The organism is Streptomyces sp. NPDC048623, assembly GCF_040650755.1.
Taxonomy (GTDB): Bacteria; Actinomycetota; Actinomycetes; order Streptomycetales; family Streptomycetaceae; genus Streptomyces.
Genome location: NZ_JBEZHV010000006.1, coordinates 322,753 through 347,326, shown reverse-complemented (window position 1 = coordinate 347,326; position 24,574 = coordinate 322,753). Strand labels below are relative to the sequence as shown.

Genomic DNA, 24,574 nt, shown 5'->3' with positions numbered 1-24,574 from the left:
TCGCGCAGCCGCTGTTCCGTACGAAGAATCTTCTCGTGCGGGTGGAGTGACGGGTGAAACGGACGTCATCCGACCTGGGCCCCGCCATCACTCGCGATCATGGCGGAGTGATCAATTCCGTACCCCCACAGGACCCCAACCGACCGGCCCCGCACCGTATTTCGCGCCGCGGCTCGCTCGTCCTCGCGGCGCTGTGCCTGCTGCCGGCCGTCACCGTGGCCGCCCCGGCGGGCGCTGCCCCGGCCGGCGCCGCGCCTCGCCCGGCGCCGACGTCCGGCGAGGCGGTCGCCTCCGCGCGGCTCGCCGCGATCCGTAACGACCCCGCCGCGCTCCAGGCCTTCTTCCAGGCCCTGCCCAAGGGCGGGGAACTGCACAACCACCTCTCCGGCGCGGTCACCACCGAGTATCTGATCGAGCTCGCCGCCGAGGACGGGCTCTGCGTCGACACCACGACCATGACCGCCGTCGTGCCGCCGTGCGGCCCGGGCGCCCGGCCCGCCGCCGACGCGCGCACCGACACCGCCTTCCGCGACGCGCTCGTACGCGCGTGGTCCATGCAGGACTTCCCGCCCGGCGGCAACGGGCACGACCACTTCTTCGACACCTTCGGCAAGTTCGGCGAGGTGACCTGGCGGCACCGCGGCAAGCTGCTCGCCGAGGTCGCCGACACCGTGGCCGAGCAGAACCAGTTCTATCTGGAGACCATGGTCAGCCCGGCCTCGGAGAGCGCGAAGAAGCTCGCCGGAGAGGTCGGCTGGGACGCCGACCTCGCGAAGATGCACGGCAAGCTGGTCGCGGACGGCAAGCTCGACAAGGTCGTCGCCGAGGCCCGCAAGGAGGCCGACGCCGGCGACGCCGAGTTCCGCACCGCGGCCCGCTGCGCCACCGACGCGCCCCGCCCGGGCTGCGCCCTCACCGTGCGCTGGATCTCCCAGGTGTCGCGCGGCAGTTCCAACGAGCGGGTCTTCACCCAGATGGCGCTCGGCATGCGGCTGGCCGAGGCCGACCCGCGCTTCGTCGCCGTCAACCTGGTCCAGCCCGAGGATTGGGACACCTCGCTCGCCAACTACCGCACCCAGATGCGGATGCTGCGGTATCTGCGCGGCGTCTACCCCAAGGCCCATGTCACCCTGCACGCGGGCGAGCTGTGGCCCGGGCTCGTCAAGCCCGAGGACCTCGGCTTCCACATCGGCGAGGCCGTGAACGTGGCCGGCGCCGAGCGCATCGGGCACGGCGTCGACCTGGTCCACGAGAACGACTGGCAGCGGGTCGCCGACACGATGGCCGCACGGCGGATCGCCGTCGAGGTGCCGTTCACCAGCAACGCCCAGATCCTCGGCGTCAAGGGCGCCGACCACCCCTTCGAGACGTACCGCGCGCACGGCGTCCCGGTCGTCCTCGCCACCGACGACCCGGGCGTCTCGCGGATCGACATCACCCACGAGTACCGCTACGCCGCCGCGACGTACGACCTCGGCTACCGCGAGCTGAAGGACCTGGCCCGCGCCTCCCTGGAGTACGCCTTCCTGCCCGGCGCGAGCATCTGGCAGGGCAACCCGACCCGCGACGGTTACCGCCTCGCCGGGGCCTGCCGCCACGACGAGCCGGGCTCCGACCGGCTCCGCCCCGCCTGCCGCCGCCTCCTCGACGCCAGCCCCAAGGCCGCCGTCGAGTGGCGTCAGGAGGCCGCGTTCGGCGCCTTCGAGCGCCGCATCGTGAGGGGCACCGTGGGCGGCTGAGTCCGCACCCCGGGAATCCGACCCGCCGTCCCCCTTCACCGGAAGGGTGGACGGCGCGGCCGTGTCGGGCCGGATCTCGCGGCGCGCGAAATCCGGCTGCCTCCGGCCACCGGCAGGGCTACCCTCTGCCGGTCGACCCCGCCCCGCCAGAAGGAGGTTCGAGCCCTGATGACGACGTCGTCCCCCGATACGTCCCCCGACAGGTCCCGTGACTCGATGCCGGAACTGCTCTCGGCCGACGGCCCCGACCCCGACCACGCCGAGGCGCTGATGCTCTACGGCAGGCTGGTCGGCCGCCCCTGGCGCATCAGCAACCGCTACCGCTTCCCCGACGGGCAGTGGCGCACCGCGCGGGGCGAGTGGCGCTTCGGCTGGGCCCTGGGCGGCCGGGTGGTGCAGGACGTGCTGTACTGCCCGGACTTCCACGGACGCTTCCCCGGCACCACGGTCCGGATGTACGACGTGAACACCGGGCTGTGGCAGATCACCTGGTTCTCGCCGAAGCTCCCGTCGTACTTCTCCCAGACCGGGCGGCCCGACGGCTCCGGCGGCATGATCCAGGAGGGCACGGACGCCGAAGGCAGGCTGTCGCGCTGGACGTTCGGCGACGTCACCCCGACCTCCTTCCACTGGCAGGGCTTCAACGCCACGCCCGACGGCGGATGGGACCTGTTCCAGGAGATGCACGCGACCCGCTGAGCGGCTGAACCACGGGCGGCGGCTCAGCCGCTCGTGAGGATCACGAGCTGCCGCGTCGCCCGGGTCATCGCCACGTAGCGGTCGACCGCGCCCTCGATGCCGGTGCCGAAGCGCTCGGGGTCGACCAGGACCACCAGGTCGAACTCCAGGCCCTTCGACAGCGACGGAGTGAGCGAGGCGACCCGCTCCCTGCCCCGCAGCACGGGACTGCTGCCTACGGGACCGCTGCCCACGGGACCGCTTCCCACGGGACCGCCGATGACACAGGCGGTCCCTTCGGCGTGTTCGTCCAGCCATGTGTCCAGGATCCGCTCCAGGTCGGCGGCCGGGCCGTGGACGACCGGGACCCCGGCGCGGCGCACCGATGCCGGCACGTTGGCGTCGGGCAGTGCGGCGCGGATGGCCGGCTCGGCCTCCGCCATCACCTCTTCCGGCGTACGGTAGTTGATGCTCAGCGCGGCCGTCTCGACCCGGTCGAGGCCGACCCGCTCCAGACGTTCCCGCCACGACTCGGTGAAGCCGTGCCGGGCCTGGGCGCGGTCGCCGACCACGGTGAAGGACCGGGACGGACAGCGCAGCAGCAGCATCTGCCATTCGGCGTCGGTGAGTTCCTGCGCCTCGTCGACCACGATGTGCGCGAACGGCCCGGCCAGGACGTCGCGTTCGGCGCCCGGAAGAACCGACTCGTCGACCAGGCTGACCTTCGCGTCCTCCCCGCGCAGCATCCTCACCAGACCCTCGCCGTCGTCCCCGTCGGCACCGGAGTCGGCCGCCGCGGCGATCAGGTTGTCGACCACCGCCGCCATCTCCGTGCGCTGGGCGGCGAGCGCCTCCTCGTGACGGCGCAGGCGCCGCCCCGCCTCCGGGTCGCCGAGCCGCTGCCGCGCCGCGTCCAGGAGCGGCAGGTCGGAGACCGTCCACGCCCGGGTGTCGGCGCGCTGGAGGAGACGTACCTCGTCACGCGAGAGCCAGGGCGCGCACAGGCGCAGATACGCCGGTACGGACCAGAGGTCGCCGACCAGATCGGCCGGGTCGAGCACCGGCCAGGCCCCGTGCAGCGCCTCGGCCACCTCGCGGTCGGCGCGCAGCGCCTTCCGGAACGGCTCCTCGGGTACCTCGGGCACCTCGGCGTCGGCGGCGTCCAGTTTCTCCAGGAGCAGGCTGCCCAGCTCCTCCCAGATCCGCTCGCGGGCCTCGTTGTGCGGCACTCCGTCGGCGGCCTCGAAGGCCTCGGCCCAGTCGTGGGCGGTGAGTCGCACCTCGGCCCACGGGGTGCTGACGGTCATGGCGCCGGTCGGCGGCTCCTCGTAGAACCGCACCGCCATCTCGATCGAACGCACCATCTCCGCCGAGGACTTGAGCCGTGCCACCGCCGGGTCCGACTCGGGTACGGCTCCGGCACCCTCGGGGACGAGGTCGCGCACCGTGCAGGTGCGCACGCCCCCCTCGCCGAGGCTGGGCAGCACGTCGGAGACGTACGCCAGGTACGGCCGGCTCGGGCCGACGAAGAGGACGCCGCCGCGCCGGTGGCCGAGGCGCGGGTCGGAGTAGAGCAGATGGGCGGTGCGGTGCAGGGCGACGACGGTCTTGCCGGTGCCCGGGCCGCCGTCGACGACCAGCGTGCCGCGCGAGCCGGCCCGGATGATCGCGTCCTGGTCGGCCTGGATGGTGGCAAGGACGTCACGCATGCGCGCGGAGCGGTTGCCGCCGAGGCTCGCGATGAACGCGGACTGGTCGTCGAGCGCCGCGTGCCCTTCGAGGGCGTCGGCGGTGAACACCTCGTCCCAGTAGTCGTGGATCCGGCCGCCGGTCCACTGGTAGCGGCGCCGGCTGGCCAGGCCCATCGGGTGGGCGTGGGTGGCGGCGAAGAACGGCTCGGCGGCCGGCGAGCGCCAGTCGACGAGCAGCCGCCGTCCGCCGGCGTCGGTGAGGCCGAGCCGGCCGATGTAGACGGGATCGGTCCCGGCGGAGCCCGAGGGAACGATCCGCCCCAGGCACAGGTCGAGCCCGAAGCGGCGCAGGGTGCGCAGCCGGGCCGTCACCCGGTGGATCTCGTTGTCCCGCTCCATCGCCTCCCGCCCGATCCCGCCGGGCGCCCTGCGCAGCGCGTCGAGCCGCTCCGAGAGCTCGGCGACCGCCTGCTCCAGGCTCTCGGCGACGGCCGCGAAGTGCTGCTCGTCGGCGCCGATCAGTGCCGGGTCGGCCTTGGGGGAGAGGGTGTCGGGCAGGTTGAACGCGGACGTATCCATACGCACGTGGTAAAGCTCCCATTTCCGCAGGTTCCGGCGTCAGGAGAGCGATTGTGCGCCACAAGGGGGGCCTTGCGGCAAGGCCCCCCTCGTGTTATAAGTTGAACATGGCGAGGAGAGTGTTCCTCGCCTCTTCTGTTTCCCGGTTCTGTGCCCCGGGCCGTCGCGGCCCGAACGGGCCGTCACCCGATGGGGTGGACTCCGAGGCGCGGGGGGCGCCCAACGGCCTGTCGTGGCAGGTCACAGCGGGAAAAGGGCGAACAGGCCGAGCCTAGACTCCGCGCTCATGTCCCTCTGGCTGCTCAATCATTTCAGCACCTTCACCCTGGCCGTCGTCACCGTCGGTGGCGCCGTCCTCGTCGCCGTCGCCGGGAGCGTGCTGCTGCGGCGCAGGTATCCCTCCCTCGCGCGCGGGGAGCACAACGACATGGTCGGGGTGACCCTCGGGATGTTCGGCGCGATCTACGGGATCATCCTCGCGTTCGTCATCGTCACCCTCTGGACGCAACTGGACAGCACGCAGACCATCGTCGCCACCGAGGCCACCGACACCGCGCTCATCGCCCGCGACGCCGCAGCGTTCCCCGCGCCGGTGCGCGCGGACCTCGACAGCGCGCTCAGCGGGTACGTACACGCCGTCGTCGAGGACCAGTGGCCGCGGATGCGGGCCGGGCAGCCGTCGTACGGGGCGACGGAGGTGCATCTGCGGTCGGCGTTCGACGTGTTGCAGGCGTACGAGCCGAAGTCGCCGCGCGAGGAGGTCTTCTACGAGGAGGCCGTCTCGCACCTCAACGACGTCGCCGCCCAGCGGCGCGCCCGCATCACCATGGCGCAGCAGGAACTGCCGCCGCTGCTCCAGGTGCTGGCCTTCGGCGGGGCGATCGTGCTGATCCCGCTGACCTTCCTGTACGGCATGCGCAAGCTGCGCATCCAGCTGCTCTTCGTCGCGTCCGTCGCCGCGCTCGTCGGCTTCAGCCTGCTGCTGGTCTTCGTCCTGGACCGGCCCTTCGCCGGCGAACTGAGCGTGAGCCCCGCCCCGTACCGGGAGGGGGCCCTCGCCCAGTACTGGACCGACTAAGGTCCTCGGAAGGCCTCCAGGATCCGCTCCGCCGCCAGCGTCGCCGTCAGCTCGCCGTCGCGGACCCGGCGCTCCACCTCGGGGGTGAGCGCCCGGACCGCCGGGTCGGAGTGGAGGCGGTTCAGGAGTTCGTCGCGGACCATCGACCAGGCCCAGTCGACCTGTTGGTCGCGACGGCGGGCGTCGAGGCGGCCGGTCGCGTCGAGGAGGGCGCGGTGCTTCTCCAGGCGCTCCCACACCTCCTCCAGGCCCGTCGACTCGCGGGCGCTGCAACTCAGCACCGGCGGCGTCCAGAAGGCCTCATGCCCGTGCATCAGCCGCAGTGCGCCCGCGAGTTCGCGCGCGGCGGCGCGGGCGTCGGTGGTGTGCGGGCCGTCGGCCTTGTTGACCGCGACCACGTCCGCCAGTTCCAGGACGCCCTTCTTGATGCCCTGGAGCTGGTCGCCGGTGCGGGCCAGGGTGAGCAGCAGGAAGGAGTCGACCATGTCCGCCACGGTCGTCTCCGACTGCCCGACGCCGACCGTCTCGACGAGGACGACGTCGTAACCGGCGGCCTCCATCACCACCATCGACTCGCGGGTCGCCTTGGCGACACCACCCAGCGTGCCCGCGCTCGGCGAGGGCCGCACGAAGGCCGCCGGGTCGACCGCGAGCCGCTCCATCCGGGTCTTGTCGCCGAGGATCGAGCCGCCCGTGCGGGTCGAGGACGGGTCGACGGCGAGCACCGCCACCCGGTGCCCGAGGCCGGTCAGCATCGTGCCGAAGGCGTCGATGAAGGTCGACTTGCCGACGCCCGGCACCCCGCTGATGCCGATCCGCCGGGCCCGGCCGCTGTGCGGCAGCAGCCGGGTCAGCAACTCCTGGGCGAGCGCCCGGTGCTGCGGCCGGGTGGACTCGACCAGGGTGATGGCGCGCGCCACGAGGGCGCGCTTCCCGTCCCGTACACCCTTCTCGTACGTGTCGATGTCGATGGCCATGGGATCAGGCGTCGTGTCCCGGTCCGGCCTCGTGTCCCGGGGCCGCGTCGTGTCCCAGGTCGGCCGAGAGCCGGCGCACCAGGTCCGCGGCGGCGTCCGGGATCACCGTGCCGGGCGGGAACACCGCGGCCGCGCCCATCTCCAGGAGCGTGGGCACGTCCTGGGGCGGGATGACCCCGCCGACCACGATCATGATGTCCTCGCGGCCCTCCGCCGCCAGCTCGTCCCGCAGCGCGGGGACGAGCGTGAGGTGACCGGCCGCGAGGGACGAGACGCCCACGATGTGGACGTCCGCCTCGACGGCCTGCCGGGCCACCTCGGCCGGCGTCTGGAACAGCGGGCCGACGTCGACGTCGAAGCCCAGGTCGGCGAAGGCGGTCGCGATCACCTTCTGGCCGCGGTCGTGCCCGTCCTGGCCCATCTTGGCCACCAGGATGCGGGGACGCCGGCCCTCGTTCTCCTCGAAGGAGTCGACGAGCGCGCGGGTGCCGTCCACGGACGGGGACTCGCCTGCTTCGTTGCGGTACACGCCGGAGATCGTACGGATCTGGCCCGCGTGCCGTCCGTACACCTTCTCCAGGGCGTCCGAGATCTCGCCGACCGTCGCCTTCGCGCGGGCCGCGCGCACCGCGAGTTCGAGCAGGTTGCCCTCGCCGCCCGCGGCCCGGGTGAGGTCGTCGAGCGCGTCCTGGCAGGCCCGCTCGTCGCGCTCGGCGCGCAGCCGGCGCAGCTTCTCGATCTGCTGGGCGCGGACCGAGGAGTTGTCGACCTTGAGGACCTCGATCTGCTCGTCGCCGTCGACCCGGTACTTGTTGACGCCGATGACCGGCTGGCGGCCGGAGTCGATCCGGGCCTGGGTACGGGCCGCGGCCTCCTCGACGCGCAGCTTCGGGATGCCCGCGTCGATGGCCTGCGCCATGCCGCCGGCCGCCTCGACCTCCTGGATGTGCTGCCAGGCCCGGCGCGCCAGGTCGTAGGTCAGGCGCTCCACGTACGCGCTGCCGCCCCACGGGTCGATGACCCGGGTGGTGCCCGACTCCTGCTGGATGAGCAGCTGGGTGTTGCGGGCGATGCGCGCCGAGAAGTCCGTCGGCAGGGCGAGCGCCTCGTCGAGCGCGTTGGTGTGCAGCGACTGGGTGTGGCCCTGGGTCGCCGCCATCGCCTCCACGCACGTCCGGGTGACGTTGTTGAACACGTCCTGGGCGGTGAGCGACCAGCCGGAGGTCTGCGAATGGGTGCGCAGGGACAGCGACTTGGAGTTCTTGGGGTCGAACTGCTTGACCAGCTTGGCCCAGAGCAGCCGGGCCGCGCGCAGCTTGGCGACCTCCATGAAGAAGTTCATGCCGATCGCCCAGAAGAACGACAGGCGCGGCGCGAACGCGTCCACGTCCAGGCCCGCTTCACGGCCCGCCCGGATGTACTCGACGCCGTCGGCGAGCGTGTACGCGAGCTCCAGGTCGGCCGTCGCACCGGCCTCCTGGATGTGATAGCCGGAGATCGAGATGGAGTTGTAGCGGGGCATGTTCCGCGACGTGAAGGCGAAGATGTCGGAGATGATCCGCATCGACGGCTTCGGCGGGTAGATGTAGGTGTTGCGGACCATGAACTCCTTGAGGATGTCGTTCTGGATGGTCCCGGCGAGCTTGTCGGCGGAGACGCCCTGCTCCTCCGCCGCCACGATGTAGAGCGCGAGGATCGGCAGCACCGCGCCGTTCATCGTCATCGACACCGACATCTTGTCCAGCGGGATGCCGTCGAACAGCTGCCGCATGTCGTAGATCGAGTCGATCGCCACGCCCGCCATGCCGACGTCGCCGGTCACGCGCGGGTGGTCGCTGTCGTAGCCGCGGTGCGTCGGCAGGTCGAAGGCGACCGACAGACCCTTCTGGCCCGCCGCGAGGTTGCGCCGGTAGAAGGCGTTCGACTCCTCTGCGGTCGAGAAGCCCGCGTACTGCCGGATCGTCCACGGCTGGTTGACGTACATCGTCGGGTACGGGCCGCGCAGGAACGGCGTCACGCCCGGGTAGGTGCCGAGGAAGTCGACGTCCTCCAGGTCACGGCCGGTGTAGAGCGGCTTGACCCCGATGTCCTCCGGCGTCTCCCACAGCAGGTCGTCGCCGCCCGACGCGCGCTTGACCGCGTCACGCCAGTCGTCGGCGCTGCCGGCCGGGGTGGGGGATCCGAGGTCGATCCCGGTGAAGTCGGGGATTCCCATCAGGACACTCCCATGCGGTCGAGGGTGGCGGAGAGCACGGCGACGGCGTCGCACCCCGCGAAGACGTACGAGTCGGCGTCCGGGTACGCGGCCGGGCGCCCGGCGAGGGCGATGTGCCCGGCACCGGCGGCGCGGAACGCGGCGGCCTCCTCCGCGGCCCGCTCCCCGTACACGGCGTCGCTGGAGCACAGACAGACCTCGGCGGCGCCGCTGTCCGCGAACGAGCCCTCGGTGACGGGCTCGATGCCGCCGGCCTGGAACAGGTTGGCGGCGAAGGTGAGGCGCGCGGTGTGCGCGGCGGCCGGTCCGAGCGCGGCCAGATAGACCCGCGGCCGGGCGCCGGTCGCGGCGAGATGCGCGTCGGAACGGGCGCGCAGGGCCTCGAACGCCTCGTCGCGGCGGACCCGCGGCAGACCACCGGACGGCTCGGCGGGCGCGGGCTCGCGCACCACCGGCTTCTCCGCCAGGTGCGGGAACTCGCTGATGCCCGTGACGGGTTCACGGCGCTTGGCCAGGGCCTTCGAGCGCTCGGCCCAGGTCGCGCTCAGCCGCTGCTCGATCCAGCCCGAGCGGAGCGCGGCGACCTGGCCGCCCTCCCGCTCGATCTCCTGGAAGAACTCCCAGGCGGCCCGGGCGAGTTCGTCGGTCAGCGTCTCCACGTACCAGGAACCGCCGGCCGGGTCGATGACCCGGGACAGGTGCGACTCCTCGATGAGGATCGTGGAGGTGTTGCGGGCGATCCGGCGCGCGAACGCGTCCGGCAGCCCGAGCGCGTGGTCGAAGGGGTGCACGGTGACCGACTCGGCGCCGCCCACACCGGCCGCGAGCGTGGCGACCGTCGTCCGCAGCATGTTCACCCACGGGTCACGGGCCGTCATCATCACCGGCGAGGTGACCGCGTGCTGGAGCTGCGCCCCGGCCTCGGGTGCGCCGGAGGCCTCGGCGACCCGCGCCCACAGGCGGCGCGCGGCGCGCAGCTTCGCGATGGTCAGGAACTGGTCGGCGGTGGCCGCGTAGCGGAACTCCAGCTGCCCCAGAGCCTGCTCGACGCTCAGACCACCGTCCGTGAGGGCACGGAGGTAGGCGACACCGGTCGCGAGCGAGGCACCGAGCTCCTGAGCGGCGGAGCCACCGGCCTCGTGGTACGGCAGGGCGTCCACGCTCAGCGCGCGCAGACCCGGGTACGTGTCCGCACAGCGGCGGGCCAGGGCGACGGAGCCCGGGAAGTCCCCGGCCTCGCCGTCGTACGCGGTGCCGGTGCGGGCCTCGGTGCCGAGCGGGTCGGCGCCCAGGTTGCCGCGCACGGCCTCCGGGGCGACGCCGCGGCGCCCGTACAGCGCGAGCAGCTCCTCGGCGGCGGCGGTGGTCTCCGCGCCCGCGTCCAGGGCGATGGGCGCGAGGTCGAGGTAGACGCCCTCCAGGACCCGGTCGAGCTCGGACACCGGGATGCCGCCGGTGCCCACGGCCAGCCACAGCGAGGTGACGCCGTTCTCCAGGTCCGTCAGGACGGCCTCGGGGTCGGCCGTACGGTGCCGCTGGCGTACGTCCCAGCCGCCCGCGGTGTTCCCCTCGGCCCGGCCGGAGCGGACGAACGGGGCGAAGCCGGGCAGCCCGGGATCGGGCACGCCGTCGGCGGCCGTGTACAACGGCCGGGCCCGCAGGCCGTCCCCCACATCGGTGGACAGCGCGTCCTCGGCCTCGGTCTCGGGAACGTCCTTGCCCGACCTGCTCAGCACGCCCGCCACGAGGCGCTGCCACTGCGCATGGGTCGCTGCGGGGAACTCGGCGGCCAGGGAAAGGCCGTCGTCAGGCAGCACAGTCATATACGGAGCCTAGGCCGCCGCGCATACGAGCAGCAGCGTGATCAGCTGTGACCTTGGCCTCTCCGGGTTGCCCTTGATCCGGGGCGGCGGTCCGTGCTGGGCGCCGGGCGACGGATTGTCAAGGGACGTGGGGGTGGCGGGGGCGAAGGGAGCGGCGTCCGCACGTCCCCGCCCGGGCCCGCCCGGTGCAACCCCGTGGCCCCGCCGCTCGTCCCTCTCTGTACGACCGGACGAACGAGGGCGTGACGAGGGCGTACCGATGACTGCCAAGCTCCACACTCCGCGCGGGCGCCGCCGTGGCGGGCGCCTGTTCAGCACGGCGCTGGCACTGCTCGTGCTCGCGGTGTCCGGCCTGGGCTGGATCTATCTCGAACTCGACGGCGACATCGCCACGTTCGGCGCCGACGGGATCTCCGACAACCGGCCCGCCGCCTCCGCCCACGGGCAGAACGTGCTCGTCATCGGCTCCGACGCGCGCACCGACGGCAACAGCGAACTCGGCGGCGGGAGCGCGGACGACATCGGGCGCTCCGACACCGCGTTCCTGCTGCACGTCTACCGCGACCGCCGGCACGCCGTGGCCGTGTCCTTCCCCCGCGACACCCTGGTGGACATCCCGCCGTGCCGGCTGCCCGACGGCACCTGGACCAGGCCCCGTACCCGGGCCATGTTCAACTCGGCGTTCAGCGTGGGCGAGACGGCCAAGGGCAATCCCGCCTGCACCCAGAACACCGTCGAGAAGCTCACCGGACTGCGGGTCGACCACACCGTGGTCGTCGACTTCAAGGGCTTCGCGGCGCTCACGGACGTCGTCGGCGGGGTCCGGGTGTGCCTGCCGCACGACATCTACCAGAAGGACCTCAGCCCGCGCCGCCCCACCCGGGGCGAACTCCTCTTCCCCAAGGGCGAACAGACCGTCTCGGGCCAGAAGGCGCTCGACTACGTACGGCTGCGCCACGGCATCGGCGACGGCTCCGACATCGGCCGTATCAAGCGCCAACAGGCCTTCGTCGGCAGCCTGTTCAAGAAGGTCAGGAGCGACGGCCTCACCCCGGCGAAGCTGCTGCCGCTCGCGAACGCCGCCACCGACGCGCTGACCGTCGACCCCGGACTCGGCTCCGCCGACAGGCTGATCGACTTCGCGATGTCCCTCAAGGACGTCAACCTGCACGACACCACCTTCGTCACCCTCCCCTGGCGGTACGAGGGCGCCCGCGTCGCGATCGTCGAGCCCGAGGCCGACGCGCTCTGGGCCGCCCTCAGGTCCGACCGTCCGCTCGGCGGCGGCGGCGCCGGCACGGGAAAGGGCGGGGCGGCCCCCGCCCCCACCGCGACCCCCTCACCCGCCTCCGGCGCGGGCATCTCCGTCGCCGTCCGCAACGGCACCCGAACCAGCGGCCTCGCCGCCCGCGCGGCCGGGATGCTCCGCGAGGCCGGCTTCACCGTCACGGACACGTCCACCGCACCGGACCAGACCCACCCGCTCACGGTGATCGCGTACGGCCCGGGGGAGCGGGACCGCGCCGCCGCCGTCGCCACCCGCTTCGCCGCCGCCGACCTGACCGAGGTCACCACACCCGGCATCACCGTCACCCTCGGCCGCTCCTACGCGGACAACCCCTCCGCGCCGGCGTCCGCGACCGCCACGGCCCCCGGCCGCACCCCGGCGACGGTGCCGCCCGCCGCCACCCGCGCCGCCGACGAGGACCCCTGCGCCGACCTCTCGTACGGCTGAAGCCCCCTTCCCGCCGGTCAGGCCACGCCGCGGACGCGGCCGACGAGCAGCCCGCCGAGGAGGGTGACCAGGGCGGCGGCGGTGTAGAGGCCCGTGTAGCCGCCGAGGTGGGCGATCACGGGGGAGGCGAGGGCGGGGGCGAGGACCTGGGGGCCGGAGTTGGCGATGTTGATGACGCCGAGGTCCTTGGCGCGGTCGGCGGCCCGCGGCAGGACCTGGGTGACCAGAGCCTGGTCGACGGCGAGATAGATCCCGTACCCCGCACCGAGCACGGCCGCCGCCGCGAGCGCGGACGGCCAGGTGTGGAGGAACGCGAGCAGCAGCGCGGCCGCGGCCATGACCAGCGAGCAGACGAGGACGAAGGTCTTGCGGCGTCCGGCGCGGTCGGACAGCACACCGGCCGGAACGGCCGTGACCGCGGCGCAGAGCGTGTAGACCACGGTGAGGATCAGCACGCCCGTGCCGGGGTCGGCGTGATGGACGGCGTCGGCGAGGAAGTAGAAGAGATAGAGCGTGCCGAGGGCGTTGCCCAGGTTGATCAGGAAGCGGGTGAGCCACGCCCAGCCGAAGTCGGGGTGCAGCCGCGGGCTGACCCAGAAGGAGCGGGCGAAGGCGCGCGCGTCGAACGCGGGGCGCAGCGCGCGGGGCAGGGCCGGCTCGCCGTGGCGCAGGACGAAGGGCAGGGCGAGGGCGACGGTGAGCAGGGCGAGGGTGCCGTAACCGGACCGGACTCCGGTCACGAGCAGCGTGGTGATCAGCGCGCCGAGGACGAGACCGAAGGACTGCATCAGGCCGGTCCAGCCGGAGACCTGGGCGCGCTGGGCGAGCGGCACGCGGTCGGCGATCGGCGTGGTGACGCCGGCCAGCATCGCGTTCAGGCCCGCCTGCGCGAGACACCAGCCGGCGGCGACCCCGGTGACGGTGTGCTGGGACGCGGTGAGGACCAGGCCCGCCGCCCCGGCCACGGCGCCGCCCAGGATCCACGGCCGGCGCCGCCCGTACCGGCTCGTCGTCCGGTCCGACCAGGCGCCCGCGAGCGGATTGACGACGACGGCGACGAGCGCGCCCAGGCCGGTGACGAGCGCCAGTGCTCCGTTCTTGCCGTGCGGGTCGATCTGCTCCAGCTGGAGCGGCAGCAGGATCTGGATGGGTGTCATGAACGCCATGAAGACGGCGAGGGTGGCGAGGGAGAGGCCCGTCGTCCAGCCGGACGTGACGGGGACGGTGGGCTCGGCGAGGACGGCCGGTCCCGTGACCGGTCCTGTCGTGATCGGTCCCGTGGCCGGTCCTGCCGTGGCCGGTCCGCTCGCGGTCGGTCCGCCGGCGGCCGGTCCGGCCGGGTGCGGCCCGTCCGCGGCCGCCCCGCCCGCCGCGGAGGCGTGCGTCATGTGTCGGCTCCGTCGCTCAGGACCGCTGCGAGGCGATCAGGTCGCGGTACCAGGCGAAGCTCGCCCGGGGCGTGCGCAGGCCGGTCGCGAAGTCGACCTCGACCAGACCGAAACGCTGGTGGTACCCCTCGGCCCACTCGAAGTTGTCGAGCAGCGACCAGGTGAAGTAGCCGCGTACGTCCACCCCTTCGGCCCTGGCCCGGGCGACCGCGCCGATGTGCCCGGCGAGGTAGTCGACGCGCGCCCGGTCGTCCAGACCGGCCGGCTGCGAGCAGCCGTTCTCGGTGATCCAGACCGGCGGAAGGGCCTCGCCGTACCGTGCCCTGAGGCCGGTCAGCAGCTCGGTGAGCCCGTCGGGCACGACCGGCCAGCCGAACGCGGTGCGCTCGTACGGCTCCTCCGGCTCGGCCAGGTCGAAGGGCAGCCCGCCCGCGGGGTCGGCCGGGGCGGTCACCCAGGTCGGGTTGTAGTAGTTGACGCCGAGGCCGTCCAGCGGCGCGCCGATCGTGGCGAGATCGCCGTCGCGCACCACCCCGCCCCAACTCGGATCGCCCACGCCGTAGTCCGACAGGTCCGGGTAAGTGCCAAGCAGCAGCGGGTCGTTGAAGAGCCGGTTGTGGAGGATGTCGTACGCCGAGGCCGCCGCCGCGTCCTCGTCCCGCCGCGCGTCCGAACGCAGCCGTACGGGCGTGCAGTTGTTGGCGAGGAGCACCTGCGCGTCCGGGGCGGCGGCCCGCAGTGCCGCCGACGCGAGCCCGTGGCCGAGGAGTTGGTGGTGGGCGACGGGCAGGGCGTCCAGCATCAGCGCGCGGCCGGGGGCGTGGACGCCGAAGCCGTAGCCGAAGGACATGTGCACGAAGGGCTCGTTGAGGGTGATCCAGCGCGTGACCCGGTCGCCGAGCCGGCCGGCGACCACGGCGGCGTACTCGCCGAACCGGTACGCGGTGTCCCGGCTCAGCCAGCCGCCCTCGTCCTCCAGAGCCTGCGGCAGATCCCAGTGGAAGAGCGTGGGGGTCGGCTCGATGCCGGCGTCGAGCAGGGCGTCGACGAGGCGTTCGTAGAAGTCGAGGCCGCGCGGCTCGACCTTCCCTGTACCGGCCGGCAGCACACGCGGCCAGGAGATCGAGAAGCGGTACGCGTCGAGGCCGAGGCGGCGCATCAGCGCGACGTCCTCGTCCAGGCGGTGGTAGTGGTCGCAGGCCACGTCCCCGGTGTGCGCGTCGCGGACGGCGCCGGGGCGCCGTACGAAGGTGTCCCAGACCGACGGGCCTTTGCCGTCCTCCTCGGCCGCGCCCTCGATCTGGTACGCGGCGGTCGACGCGCCCCAGACGAAGTCGGCCGGGAACCGGGGGAGTCGGGTCCAGGAGGGACCCGTGGAGCTGGTGGTCACGCGCACCTGCCTTCGTTCCTGAGGCGAGAGTCGCTCACGGCGGGCCGCAACATAACATGAACATCCGTTCACGTTCTATGGGTGTGCGCCTCCTGTCAGGGCACCGCCTGTCAGCCGTCCCCGCAGGTCCTCCCAGTACGCGTTCAGCATCCGCTTGAGCTCGTCCACGGCCTCGGCATCCGGCTCGCCGCCGCCCTTGAACACCTCGTGCAGTACGGCGTTGGCGGCCCACACCACCATGCGCGCCGCGCGCCCCACCAGCTCACCGCCGGGCGCGCCGGTCAGCTCCGCCACGATCCGCCGCAGCCCCTCGGCGATGAGCGCGTTGCTCGCCTCGTCCGCCCGCGCGAGCTCCGGGCTCAGATGCCGCCCGGCCCACAGCGCCATGCCGCCCGGCTGGGACCGGAACAGCTCCGCGTACACCTCGACCATCGTTCCGACGGGATCGGTCAGTTCACCCGCGACGGCCCGCTCGACCAGATCGTCGGTCGCCGCCCTGAACCCCTCCAGATACCGCCGGCCGAGGGCGTCCACCACGGCGCCCTTGTCCGCGTAGAACTGGTAGATGCTGCCGACCGGCGCGCCCGACTCCTCGGCGATCCGCCGCATCGTCAGTGCCTCGTACCCCTGCTGCGACAGGATCCGGTCGGCCGCCCCGAGAATCGCTTCGACCCGCGCCCGGCTGCGCGCCTGTCGCGGCTCCCTCGCCCCCCGCCGTACGGTCTCCGGCCCCGTCCCCCGACCCGCTGTGTCCGTCACTCCACTCTCCCGGTCGTCCGACGAGGGGGGAACGTAACACGCACGCCGGGGGAGGCGGCCGGGTCAGTCCTCCCGTCGTCCGGGGACGCCGAGCACCGTGTCCAGATAGGTGTTGCGGAACAGCCCTTCCGGGTCGAGCCTGTCGCGCAGCGCGGTGAACTCGTCGAAGCGCGGATAGCGCGGTCGCAGCCGCTCGGCGTCCAGGCGGTGCATCTTGCCCCAGTGCGGCCGGCCGTCGACGGTGTCGAACACGGACTGGACGGCGTCGAAGTACCGCTCGTACGGCATCCGGTGGTACTGGTGGAAGGCGATGTACGCGCTGGTGCGCCGGTGGCTCGGGGAGAGCGGGATGTCGTCCGCGGCCGAGAAGCGGACCTCCAGCGGGAAGGAGACCTTCTCGTCGTGGGTGGCGGTCCAGTGGGCGATCTCCCGGATGACGTCGGCGGCGTGCTCACGGGGGACGGCGTACTCGCCCTCGCGGAAGCGCACGTCGCGCGGCGAGGCGAACACCCGGTAGGACACGTCGCTGTAGTCGCGGGAGGAGACCGCGCCGGTCGCGAGGCGGGTGATCGCGGGGACGGCGGCCGGGAAACGGGTGCCGAGGCGCAGCAGCCCCTCGAACGCGGTGTTGGTGACGAAGTCGTCGTCGAACCAGCGCCGCAGCGGGCTCACCGGGGAGAGCGCGGCGTCGGCCGGGAGCCGGGTGAGGCGCTTGGTCAGGGCGGTCCGGGTGTGCGGGAACCAGAAGAACTCGAAGTGATCGCTGCCGTCGACCAGTTGGTCGAGGTCCGCGAGCACGCGGTCCAGCGGCATCGGCTCCTCGACGCAGCGCAGCGCGTAACTCGGCACGCACTGCAGGGTGACGGTGGTGATGATGCCGAGCGCGCCGAGGCCGATCCGGGCGGCCGAGAAGAGGTCGGGGTTCTCCTCGGCGGAGCAGTGCACCTCCGAGCCGTCGGCGAGGACCAGGTCCAGGGCCCGCACCTGGGTGGCGATGCCGCCGAAGCGCACGCCGGTGCCGTGGGTGCCGGTGGAGATCGCGCCGGTGATCGTTTGGCGGTCGATGTCGCCCAGGTTCTCCATGGCGAGACCGTGCTCGGCGAGCAGCGGGTTGATCCGGTGCAGCGGCATCCCGCCCTGGACCGTGACGAGCCCGCTCGCCCGGTCCACCGAGACCAGCCCGTCGAGCCGGTCCATCCGCAGCAGCACGCCGTCGGTCGCGGCGATCGAGGTGAACGAGTGCCCCGAGCCCACCGCCTTGATCCGCAGCCCGTTCCGCGCCGCGGCCCCGACCGCGTCCGCGACCTCGGCGGGCGTGGCGGGGGCGACCGTGCGAGCGGGGTGGATGCGGACGTCTCCCGACCAGTTCTGCCAGACCGCGGGCTCGGCCGCGGTGGTCACGTGCGGGGATGCGTGCGGGGATGCGTGCATGATCGGCTCCTGTCGGAGGCTCCCGTGGGGAGACGCGGCACCGTATGGGCAGTCAACGTAGGGGCGCTCCGTTACCCAGGGAAACAACGACTTGGGCCCGCGTCTACAATCAACCGTTGTGGATGTCGCCACGCAGAAACTGCGGAACTTCGTCGTGGTGGCCGAGGAGCTGAACTTCAGCCGGGCGGCCGCCCGCCTCTTCGTCACGCAGCAGGCGCTGAGCAAGCAGCTCCGCGATCTGGAGGACGCCGTGGGCGTACGGCTCCTGGAGCGCACCACCCGCAGTATGGCGCTGACCCCCGCCGGAGCGGCCTTCCTCGCCTCGGTACGGGAGTCCCTCGCCGCCCTGGACGCCGGGGTCGCCGCCGCGCTGAGCGCGAGCCGGGGCCTGTCGGGGACGGTGCGCCTCGGGTTCGTGACGGGCGGTGCGCTGGAGCTGACCGCGCCGATCCTCGCCGAGTTCGCGGCCCGCTGCCCGGACGTCCAGCTCGACCTGCACGAAACCGGGTTCGAGGATCCGTCGGCCGGGCTCGCCGGCGGATCGTCCGACGTCGGGTTCGTCCGGCTCCCGCTGGCCCTGCCCGACCTGGACGCGCTCCCGCTGTTCCGGGAACCCCTGGTCGTCGCCCTCCCGGCCGGCCACCGCCTGGCCGGCCGTGCCCGCCTCGCCGCCGAGGACGTCATCGACGAACCCCTGGCCATCGGCCGTACCGCCGACGCGGTCTGGCGGCGCTCCTGGACCCTCGACGAGCGACGGGGCGGCCGCCCGCCCCGAGTCGTCCGCACGACCACCTCCCACACCGAGGAGATGCAGGTCGTCGCCGCCGGTCTGGCCTGCGCGATCACCGTCGCCGGCGCCCAGCGCTACACCCCGCACCCCGGGGTCCGTTACGTCCCCCTCACCGGCGTGCCCGCCTCGACCCTGGCCGTCGCCTGGCGCCGGGGTCACCGGTCGGCGGCGGTGGACCGCTTCGTGGCGGCGGCGCGGGAGGTGCGGGACCGGGAGGGCGCGATCGTGGCGGCGATCGAGGCACCGTTCGGTGACGAGGCGGCTCGCACCGGCCGCACCTCTTGACATTCGGTCATGCTCCTGACAGCTCTGGCTCTGCAGCGATCTGCCGCGCCATCCGCTCGGGTGGTGCGATACCGGAAGGGGGCGATCAGGGCATGACCAGGCCCGAGACATACGACGTCGTCATCAGTGGAGCCGGCCTCGCCGGCAGCGCCGCGGCGGTTCTGCTCGCCCGGCGCGGGGCCCGCGTCGCGCTCCTGGAGCGGCGCTCGGACCCGGAGGCGTACAAGGTGCTGTGCACCCACTCCCTCCAGGCCAGCGCCTACCCGGTCCTCAACGAACTCGGTCTCGTCCCCGCCCTGGAGGAGGCGGGCGCCGTCCGCAACGAGGGCCGCTGGCACACGCGCTGGGGATGGATCGAGCCGCGGGCCGCCCCCGGCGGTCCCGAGCTGCCGTACGGGTACAACGTCCGGCGCAGCACCCTCGACCCGCTCATCAGGTCCCGCGCGGCCCAGACCCCTGGCGTCGATCTGCTCACCGGCCACCGGGTGACCGGGCTCGTCCGTGAGGACGGGCGGACCGTGGGGGTGCGGGTGGCGACGCCGCGGGGTGAGGAACGCGAGATCCGGGCCCGGCTCGTCGTCGGTGCGGACGGCAGGGACTCGGCCGTGGCGAGGTTCGCCGAGGTGCCGACGCGGCGGCACGAGAACGCGCGGTTCGGCTATCTCGCACACTTCCGCGGCCTTCCGCTGCACCGCGGGGTCAGCCACGCCTGGTTCCTCGAACCCGACCTGGCGTACGCGTTCCCGAACGACGACGGGGTCACGGTCGTCGCCGTCCTCCCGGACAAGAAGCGCCTGCCGGCCTTCCGGGAGGATCTGGAGGGCAGCTTCTACACGTCGATACGCGCTCTGCCGGAGGCGCCGCCCATCGACTCCGCCGAGCGCGTCTCGAAGATCGTCGGCATGGTCGACTACCCGCTGATCAGCCGCGAACCGACCGCCCCGGGCGTCGCGCTGATCGGCGACGCCGCCCTGACCGGCGATCCCGCGTGGGGCGTGGGCTGCGGGTGGGCGCTGCAGTCCGCGCAGTGGCTGGCGCAGGCGGTCGCCCCGGCGGTGAGCGGCGGCCGGGGCGACGGGGGCGAGCGGGACGAGCGGGACGAGCGGAGTGGCCAGGGCGGTCGGGGTGGCCGGGGCCGGGCTGAGCTCGACCGCTCGCTGGCCTCGTACGCACGCACCCACCGGCGCCGGCTGCGCGGTCACCAGATGCTGGCCGTCGACTTCGCCGCCACGGCACGGCCGTTCAACCCGGGCGAGCGCCTGATGTTCGCGGCGGCGGCGCGGGATGCGGCGATGGCGCGGCACCTGTTCCTCTTCGGCTCGCGTCTGATCGGTCCCCTGCGCTTCCTCAACCCGCTGGCGCTGGCGAAGGCGGCGCTGGTCAATCTGCGGCACCGCGGGCGCGGGGCGGCCACGCCGGGGTCAGCCGGCGCAGCACCCCGCTGAGGCCGCCGCCGTGTCGCAGGCCGGGGCCGGGGTCGGGGAGCTCTTAGCGAGCGTGTCGGCGTCGGCCTTGACGACGTACACCTCCCAGGGCTCCTTGCCGGGCCCCGTGACCCACACCTTGTCCTGGAGGGCGTAACAGCAGGAGGTGTCGACCTCCTCGACGGTCGCCAGGCCGGAGTCCTTGAGCCGGCCGGCAGCCGCGGTGACGTCCTCGGTGGTGGCGACCTCGACGCCGAGGTGGTCGAGGCGGGTGTCCTCGCCGGGCTCGCCCTCGATGAGGACGAGCTTGAGCGGGGGCTCGGCGATGGCGAAGTTGGCGTAGCCGGGGCGGCGCTTGGCGGGTTCAGTGCCGAAGAGCTTGGAGTAGAAGGCGATCGAGCCTTCGAGATCGGCGACGCGCAGGGCGAGCTGGACGCGGGACATGGCGGTTCACTCCTCGGGAAGCGGCCTGTATCGACGCCTGTCGATACAGGGGCCACAGTGGCACCGGGATCGACACCTGTCAATATTGAGGAATGTCGAAACAGGCGGGTCTGCTGCCGGTGCTCGGGCAGAACCAGCACGCCACCGTCTCCTCGGCATGCCCGTTGCGGCGCCGGCCGCGACGGCGGTCGCGACGGCGGTCGCGAAGGGGTCGGCGTGACCGCCCCCGCGCCGCCGATTCGCCGGGCCGTGCTGATCGCCCCCGGGGCCGCCGCGTCGCGCTGACCCTGCTGACCGCCCTCCTGGCCTCCACCGAGTCCGCCGGCATCTGGACCGTCCAGTCCGGCGTCTTCCTGGCGGCCGACGCGTTCGCGGCCCGAGAACACCGCCAGCCTCGCCCTCCACCGGCGGGCCGGCTTCCGCGTCATCGGCACCCACAGCGCGCCGCCGAAGCGGCTCAGATCAACGCGTTGCGCAGCTGCTCGCGGTGGGCGTTGAGCCAGGTGGTGAAGTCCTGGAGCGCGGGGTCGAGGGCGCGGACGGCGTCGAGGTCGCGGGCACGGGTGAAGCGGTGCTCGCACTCCGCGTAGAACTGGAACATGTTTCCCGACTCGTCCGCGCCCGGGAAGCCCTGGGCGCGCCACTCGTCCGGGGTGAGGGGGCGGTAGCGCACCGGCTGGTCGAGCGCGTCGGTGAGGGCGGCGGCCATGGCGGCGACGCCAAGGTGCTCACCGGCGACGCTGACGGTGGCGGCGATCAGCGCGGTACCGCGCCGGAAGATCGACAGGGCGATCCTGCCGACGTCGTCCGCCGCGATCCCCGAGAGCCGGCTCTCCCCCATCGGATACGTCAGCCACAGCGCCCCGTCGGCGCCGCGCTGCGGGGCGAAGGAGCCGAGCAGGTTCTCCCAGAAGAAGGTGGTGCGCAGGAACGTCGTCGGCACGCCCGCGTCGGTGAAGAGGTGGTCGGCTTCCGCCTTGCCGTCGAAGTGCGGCACCTTGTAGTGCTCCTGGAGCGTGGGCATCCGCGGGTCGTCGAGCGGTACGCACTCCCGGGTGTCCTCCAGGGTGGACCAGATCGCGTGCTGCACGCCCGCGTGCGCGGCGGCCTTGGCGACCGCCCCGGCCTGGGCGATCTCGCGCTCCGCGGACAGGTGCTCCCAGAAGTTCGTCATGCAGAACGCGCCGTACGCGTGCTCGAACGCCGCGCCGAGGCTCTCCTCCTCGTCCATGTCGGCCCGTACGATCTCGGCGCCCAGCCGCTCCAGCTCCCGGGCCGGCTCCGAATCCGGGTGCCGCGTGATCGCGCGTACGGAGAACTCCGCGTCGTCGCCGTGCTCCGCGAGGATCGCCCGCGCCAGGCCGCCGCCCTGCCGGCCGGTGGCACCGAATACCGTGATGATCTTCTTGTCGGTCATGACGTGATGCGCCTCGCCGCCTCGCAGGTGGTCTCTTTGCGGCGCGTTCCCTGGCCGCTCCCATATATGCGCCGGATATGCACCGGAACGGGTGAGCGCGGGCTCCGTGGGCAGGCGCGGGGCATGAACACGGGCATGGATACCGGCATGAACACGGGCAAGAACACCAGTGAGCAGACGCGGCGCATCGTCGTCGGCGTGGACGGTTCCCCGGCCTCGCACGAGGCCCTGCGATGGGCGGCCCGGCACGCCCGCCTCATCGGCGCGACGGTGCAGGCCGTCGCCGCGTACGACCTGCCGGGAGCCGTGGGGTGGTCCGCGCCGGCCATGGAGGCCTCCTTCGACGCGCACGAGGCCGGCCTGGCGCTCTCCGAGGAACTGCGGGAAGAGCTCAACAGCACGGCCGGTGTGCCCCTCGACGAGCATGTCGTACGGGGCAATCCGGCCCAGGTGCTGATCGAGGCGGCGGAGGGCGCGGAACTGCTTGTCGTGGGCAGCCGGGGCCGCGGAGGTTTCTCCAGCCTGCTGCTCGGGTCCGTCAGCCAGCAGTGCGCCGTGCACGCCTCGTGCCCGGTCGTGATCGTCCGAAAGGGCACCTCGGGAACGGGCACCTGACCGACCAGGCCGCCGAAGGCGCCGGCACGGTCACCGCGTCACGGTCGCCGTGTCCCGGTCACCGCGTCGTCGCGACGCGGGCCTGGAGCGTGCGGACGATCGCCGAGCAGAACGCGTCCAGGTCACCGGGCCGCCGGGACGTGATCAGCGGGAAGCCGCCGGACGTGTCGACGACGACCTGCTCGTCGCGCCAGGTGCCGCCCGCGTTCTCGATGTCGGTACGCAGTGAGGGGTACGAGGTCAGCTCGCGGCCCCGCACGATCGAGCCGTCCACGAGCAGCCACGGGCCGTGACAGATCGCGGCCACCGGTCTGCCGGCCTCGGCGAAGGCGCGGACCAGGCGCCGGGCGTGGACGTTCGTGCGCAGCCGGTCGGCGTTGAGCGTGCCGCCCGGGACGACGACCGCGTCGTACTCCTGCGCCGTGACGTCGGCCAGGCGCGTGTCCGCGCCGACGACGGCGCCGGGCCGCCGGTCCGAGACGAGGGTCAGGACCGGCTCGGCCCGCGGTGCGGCGAGCGTGACGGTCGCGCCGGCGGCGCGCAGGGCGGCCGCGGGGCGGGCGAGCTCGTCCTGCTCGACGCCGTAGTTGGTGGTGAGGAAGAGAGCGTTCATTCCGTCGAGCTCCACGGTGCTCCACTCCTCTCCGTAAGTTCCGTCGCCCTGCCGCTGCCCCTGCCGCGCACGTTCATGCGGGTCGCTCGCTGTCACGTGCGCCGGGCGGATGGTGTGATCGTTCGCCGGCAGGAGTACCCGGTTGGGCGACTGCGGCGCGCGGGCGGACCACGACAAGATCATCGGCATGAGAGCTTCCCTGACGCGCCGTGTGTGCGCCGCGGCCCTGCTTCTGACCTCGACCCTCACCCCCGCCGTGGCGGCGGCCGCCCAACCCGGCGATCCCGCCCCGTCGTCGGAGCGCGCGGCGCACGCCCGGCTGCTCGGCGAGAAGATCGTCCCGTACAAGCTCGACTTCCAGGGCACCACGGTCGGCGGCCTCTCCGGCCTCGACCGCAACCGGTGCACCGGCGAGTACGTGTTCATCAGCGACGACCGCTCGTATCTGCAGCCCGCCCGCTTCTACACCGCGAAGCTGGACGTGGACGCCGGCGGCGTGCACTCCGTCGACTTCACCGGGACCCACGCCTTCCTCCAGCCCGACGGCTCGGTCTATCCGTCGCCGTCCATCGGCGACGGCAAGGCCGTCGACCCGGAGGAGATCCGGGTCGACCCGCGCAGCTGCCACTACTGGTGGGCGCAGGAGGGCGACCGGCCCGCGACGGCCGGGCCGCCGGTGATCCAGCCGTCCATCCAGTACGCCTCGCCCACCGGCGCCTACCTCGGCCGGCTGCGGCTGCCGGCGAACTACGAGATCACGACGGAGGACCGCGGACCGCGCCGGAACCAGGCGATCGAGGCGATCACCTTCGGCGACCGCGGCCGGGTGCTGACGAGCGCGATCGAGGGCCCGCTGCTCCAGGACGGCCCGGTGCCCGACCTGGAGCACGGCGCACTCGTCCGGGTCACCAAGCAGACCCGCGAGGGCCGGATGCTCGGGCAGTTCGCGTACCCCATCGAGAAGATCTTCGCCGCCTCCGACCCGAACAGCCCCTGGGGCCCGGACACCGGCGTCCCCTCGATCCTCGCCTTCCCCGACGACCCCGACCGCTACCTCGTGCTCGAACGCACCTGGGTCGCCGGCTCGGGCTACAAGATCCGCCTCTTCGACGCCACCACGCGCGGGGCGACGGACGTGCGGGCGGTCGACTCCCTGGTGGCCGGCACGCCGGTGACCCCGATGCGCAAGACGCTCGTCGCGGACTTCGACACCCTGGGCCTGTCGACCGTCGACAACACCGAGGGCATGACCTGGGGCCCGGCCCTGCCCTCCGGCGAACGGACGCTGATCCTGGTCAGCGACGACAACTTCGCCGACGACGCGGTGACCCAGATCGTGGCGCTCGCCGTCCGCTGAGCAGGGTGACGGCCGCCGGCCTGTGCCCCAGGGGGCGCGGCCGGCGGCCGGGCCGCCTAGAGCCAGTCCTTCCGCTTGAAGATCACGTACAGGCTGGTGCACACCACCGCCATCAGCAGCACCGCGAACGGGTACCCGCCCACCCA

General features: G+C 73.0%; 19 protein-coding genes. 8 read left to right on the top strand and 11 right to left on the bottom strand.

Features of this window, described 5'->3' with window-relative positions; all coding sequences use genetic code 11:
• Positions 1–158 precede the first annotated feature (158 nt).
• Together AB0C73_RS12295 and AB0C73_RS12290 are read left to right on the top strand one after the other, a co-directional pair.
• A complete protein-coding gene (locus tag AB0C73_RS12295; RefSeq protein ID WP_362528056.1) occupies positions 159–1,739 on the top strand; it encodes an adenosine deaminase in 1,581 nt (526 codons plus the stop codon).
• Between the two features lie 168 nt (positions 1,740–1,907).
• Entirely contained in the window at positions 1,908–2,438 is a 531-nt protein-coding gene (locus tag AB0C73_RS12290; RefSeq protein WP_362527943.1) for a hypothetical protein, read from the top strand.
• Positions 2,439–2,461: 23 nt separating this feature from the next.
• On the opposite strand, the gene helR is transcribed toward AB0C73_RS12290, so the two are convergent.
• The gene (gene helR, locus AB0C73_RS12285; protein ID WP_362527940.1) at positions 2,462–4,687 is read right to left on the bottom strand and encodes an RNA polymerase recycling motor ATPase HelR; all 2,226 of its coding nucleotides are present in this window, start codon (positions 4,685–4,687) and stop codon (positions 2,462–2,464) included.
• A gap of 286 nt (positions 4,688–4,973) precedes the next feature.
• On the opposite strand from helR, the gene AB0C73_RS12280 reads away from it, so the two are divergent.
• Positions 4,974–5,765 carry a DUF4239 domain-containing protein gene (locus tag AB0C73_RS12280; protein ID WP_362527938.1) on the top strand — a complete coding sequence of 264 codons (792 nt, stop codon included), beginning with the start codon at positions 4,974–4,976 and terminating at the stop codon, positions 5,763–5,765.
• Here the strand turns inward: AB0C73_RS12280 and meaB are convergent.
• The 3 genes from meaB to AB0C73_RS12265 are packed head-to-tail and all read right to left on the bottom strand — an operon-like array spanning position 5,762 to position 10,780.
• Entirely contained in the window at positions 5,762–6,742 is a 981-nt protein-coding gene (meaB, locus tag AB0C73_RS12275; protein WP_362527935.1) for a methylmalonyl Co-A mutase-associated GTPase MeaB, read from the bottom strand. The genes AB0C73_RS12280 and meaB overlap by 4 nt on opposite strands.
• Positions 6,743–6,746: 4 nt before the next feature.
• Entirely contained in the window at positions 6,747–8,957 is a 2,211-nt protein-coding gene (scpA, locus tag AB0C73_RS12270; RefSeq protein WP_362527932.1) for a methylmalonyl-CoA mutase, read from the bottom strand.
• Positions 8,957–10,780, bottom strand: coding sequence for a methylmalonyl-CoA mutase subunit beta (locus tag AB0C73_RS12265; RefSeq protein ID WP_362527929.1), 1,824 nt, complete (start codon positions 10,778–10,780; stop codon positions 8,957–8,959). The genes scpA and AB0C73_RS12265 overlap by 1 nt, the downstream gene beginning before the upstream one ends.
• 259 nt (positions 10,781–11,039) lie before the next feature.
• Here AB0C73_RS12265 and AB0C73_RS12260 point away from each other — a divergent pair, with 259 nt between their 5' ends.
• On the top strand, positions 11,040–12,515 hold the full coding sequence (locus tag AB0C73_RS12260; protein WP_362527926.1) for an LCP family protein: 1,476 nt from the start codon (positions 11,040–11,042) through the stop codon (positions 12,513–12,515).
• 17 nt (positions 12,516–12,532) lie between these two features.
• On the opposite strand, the gene AB0C73_RS12255 is transcribed toward AB0C73_RS12260, so the two are convergent.
• The 4 genes from AB0C73_RS12255 to AB0C73_RS12240 all read right to left on the bottom strand — a co-directional run bounded on the left by AB0C73_RS12255 (position 12,533) and on the right by AB0C73_RS12240 (position 17,483).
• On the bottom strand, positions 12,533–13,903 hold the full coding sequence (locus AB0C73_RS12255) for an MFS transporter (protein ID WP_362527924.1): 1,371 nt from the start codon (positions 13,901–13,903) through the stop codon (positions 12,533–12,535).
• Between the two features lie 16 nt (positions 13,904–13,919).
• The gene (locus AB0C73_RS12250; RefSeq protein ID WP_362527921.1) at positions 13,920–15,299 is read right to left on the bottom strand and encodes a GH1 family beta-glucosidase; all 1,380 of its coding nucleotides are present in this window, start codon (positions 15,297–15,299) and stop codon (positions 13,920–13,922) included.
• A 69-nt stretch (positions 15,300–15,368) separates the two neighbouring features.
• Positions 15,369–16,052, bottom strand: coding sequence for a TetR/AcrR family transcriptional regulator (locus AB0C73_RS12245; RefSeq protein ID WP_362527919.1), 684 nt, complete (start codon positions 16,050–16,052; stop codon positions 15,369–15,371).
• 63 nt (positions 16,053–16,115) lie between these two features.
• Positions 16,116–17,483 carry a D-arabinono-1,4-lactone oxidase gene (locus AB0C73_RS12240; protein ID WP_362527917.1) on the bottom strand — a complete coding sequence of 456 codons (1,368 nt, stop codon included), beginning with the start codon at positions 17,481–17,483 and terminating at the stop codon, positions 16,116–16,118.
• Between the two features lie 118 nt (positions 17,484–17,601).
• On the opposite strand from AB0C73_RS12240, the gene AB0C73_RS12235 reads away from it, so the two are divergent.
• Positions 17,602–18,558, top strand: a complete 957-nt coding sequence (locus AB0C73_RS12235; protein ID WP_362527915.1) for a LysR family transcriptional regulator — start codon at positions 17,602–17,604, stop codon at positions 18,556–18,558.
• Positions 18,559–18,650: 92 nt separating this feature from the next.
• Positions 18,651–20,003, top strand: a complete 1,353-nt coding sequence (locus AB0C73_RS12230) for an NAD(P)/FAD-dependent oxidoreductase (protein ID WP_362527913.1) — start codon at positions 18,651–18,653, stop codon at positions 20,001–20,003.
• Here AB0C73_RS12230 and AB0C73_RS12225 read toward each other — a convergent pair.
• Together AB0C73_RS12225 and AB0C73_RS12220 are read right to left on the bottom strand one after the other, a co-directional pair.
• Complete coding sequence (locus tag AB0C73_RS12225; RefSeq protein WP_362527910.1) at positions 19,980–20,426, bottom strand: ArsI/CadI family heavy metal resistance metalloenzyme; 447 nt, start codon at positions 20,424–20,426, stop codon at positions 19,980–19,982. The two genes, AB0C73_RS12230 and AB0C73_RS12225, sit on opposite strands and share 24 nt — an antisense overlap.
• Before the next feature lie 457 nt (positions 20,427–20,883).
• Positions 20,884–21,843, bottom strand: coding sequence for an NmrA/HSCARG family protein (locus tag AB0C73_RS12220; protein WP_362527908.1), 960 nt, complete (start codon positions 21,841–21,843; stop codon positions 20,884–20,886).
• A 147-nt stretch (positions 21,844–21,990) separates the two neighbouring features.
• On the opposite strand from AB0C73_RS12220, the gene AB0C73_RS12215 reads away from it, so the two are divergent.
• Complete coding sequence (locus AB0C73_RS12215) at positions 21,991–22,458, top strand: universal stress protein (protein WP_362527906.1); 468 nt, start codon at positions 21,991–21,993, stop codon at positions 22,456–22,458.
• Positions 22,459–22,516: 58 nt separating this feature from the next.
• On the opposite strand, the gene AB0C73_RS12210 is transcribed toward AB0C73_RS12215, so the two are convergent.
• The gene (locus tag AB0C73_RS12210; RefSeq protein WP_362528054.1) at positions 22,517–23,071 is read right to left on the bottom strand and encodes a DJ-1/PfpI/YhbO family deglycase/protease; all 555 of its coding nucleotides are present in this window, start codon (positions 23,069–23,071) and stop codon (positions 22,517–22,519) included.
• 187 nt (positions 23,072–23,258) lie between these two features.
• Between AB0C73_RS12210 and AB0C73_RS12205 the strand changes: the two genes are divergently transcribed.
• Positions 23,259–24,428 carry an esterase-like activity of phytase family protein gene (locus AB0C73_RS12205; protein ID WP_362527904.1) on the top strand — a complete coding sequence of 390 codons (1,170 nt, stop codon included), beginning with the start codon at positions 23,259–23,261 and terminating at the stop codon, positions 24,426–24,428.
• Positions 24,429–24,574: the final 146 nt, after the last annotated feature.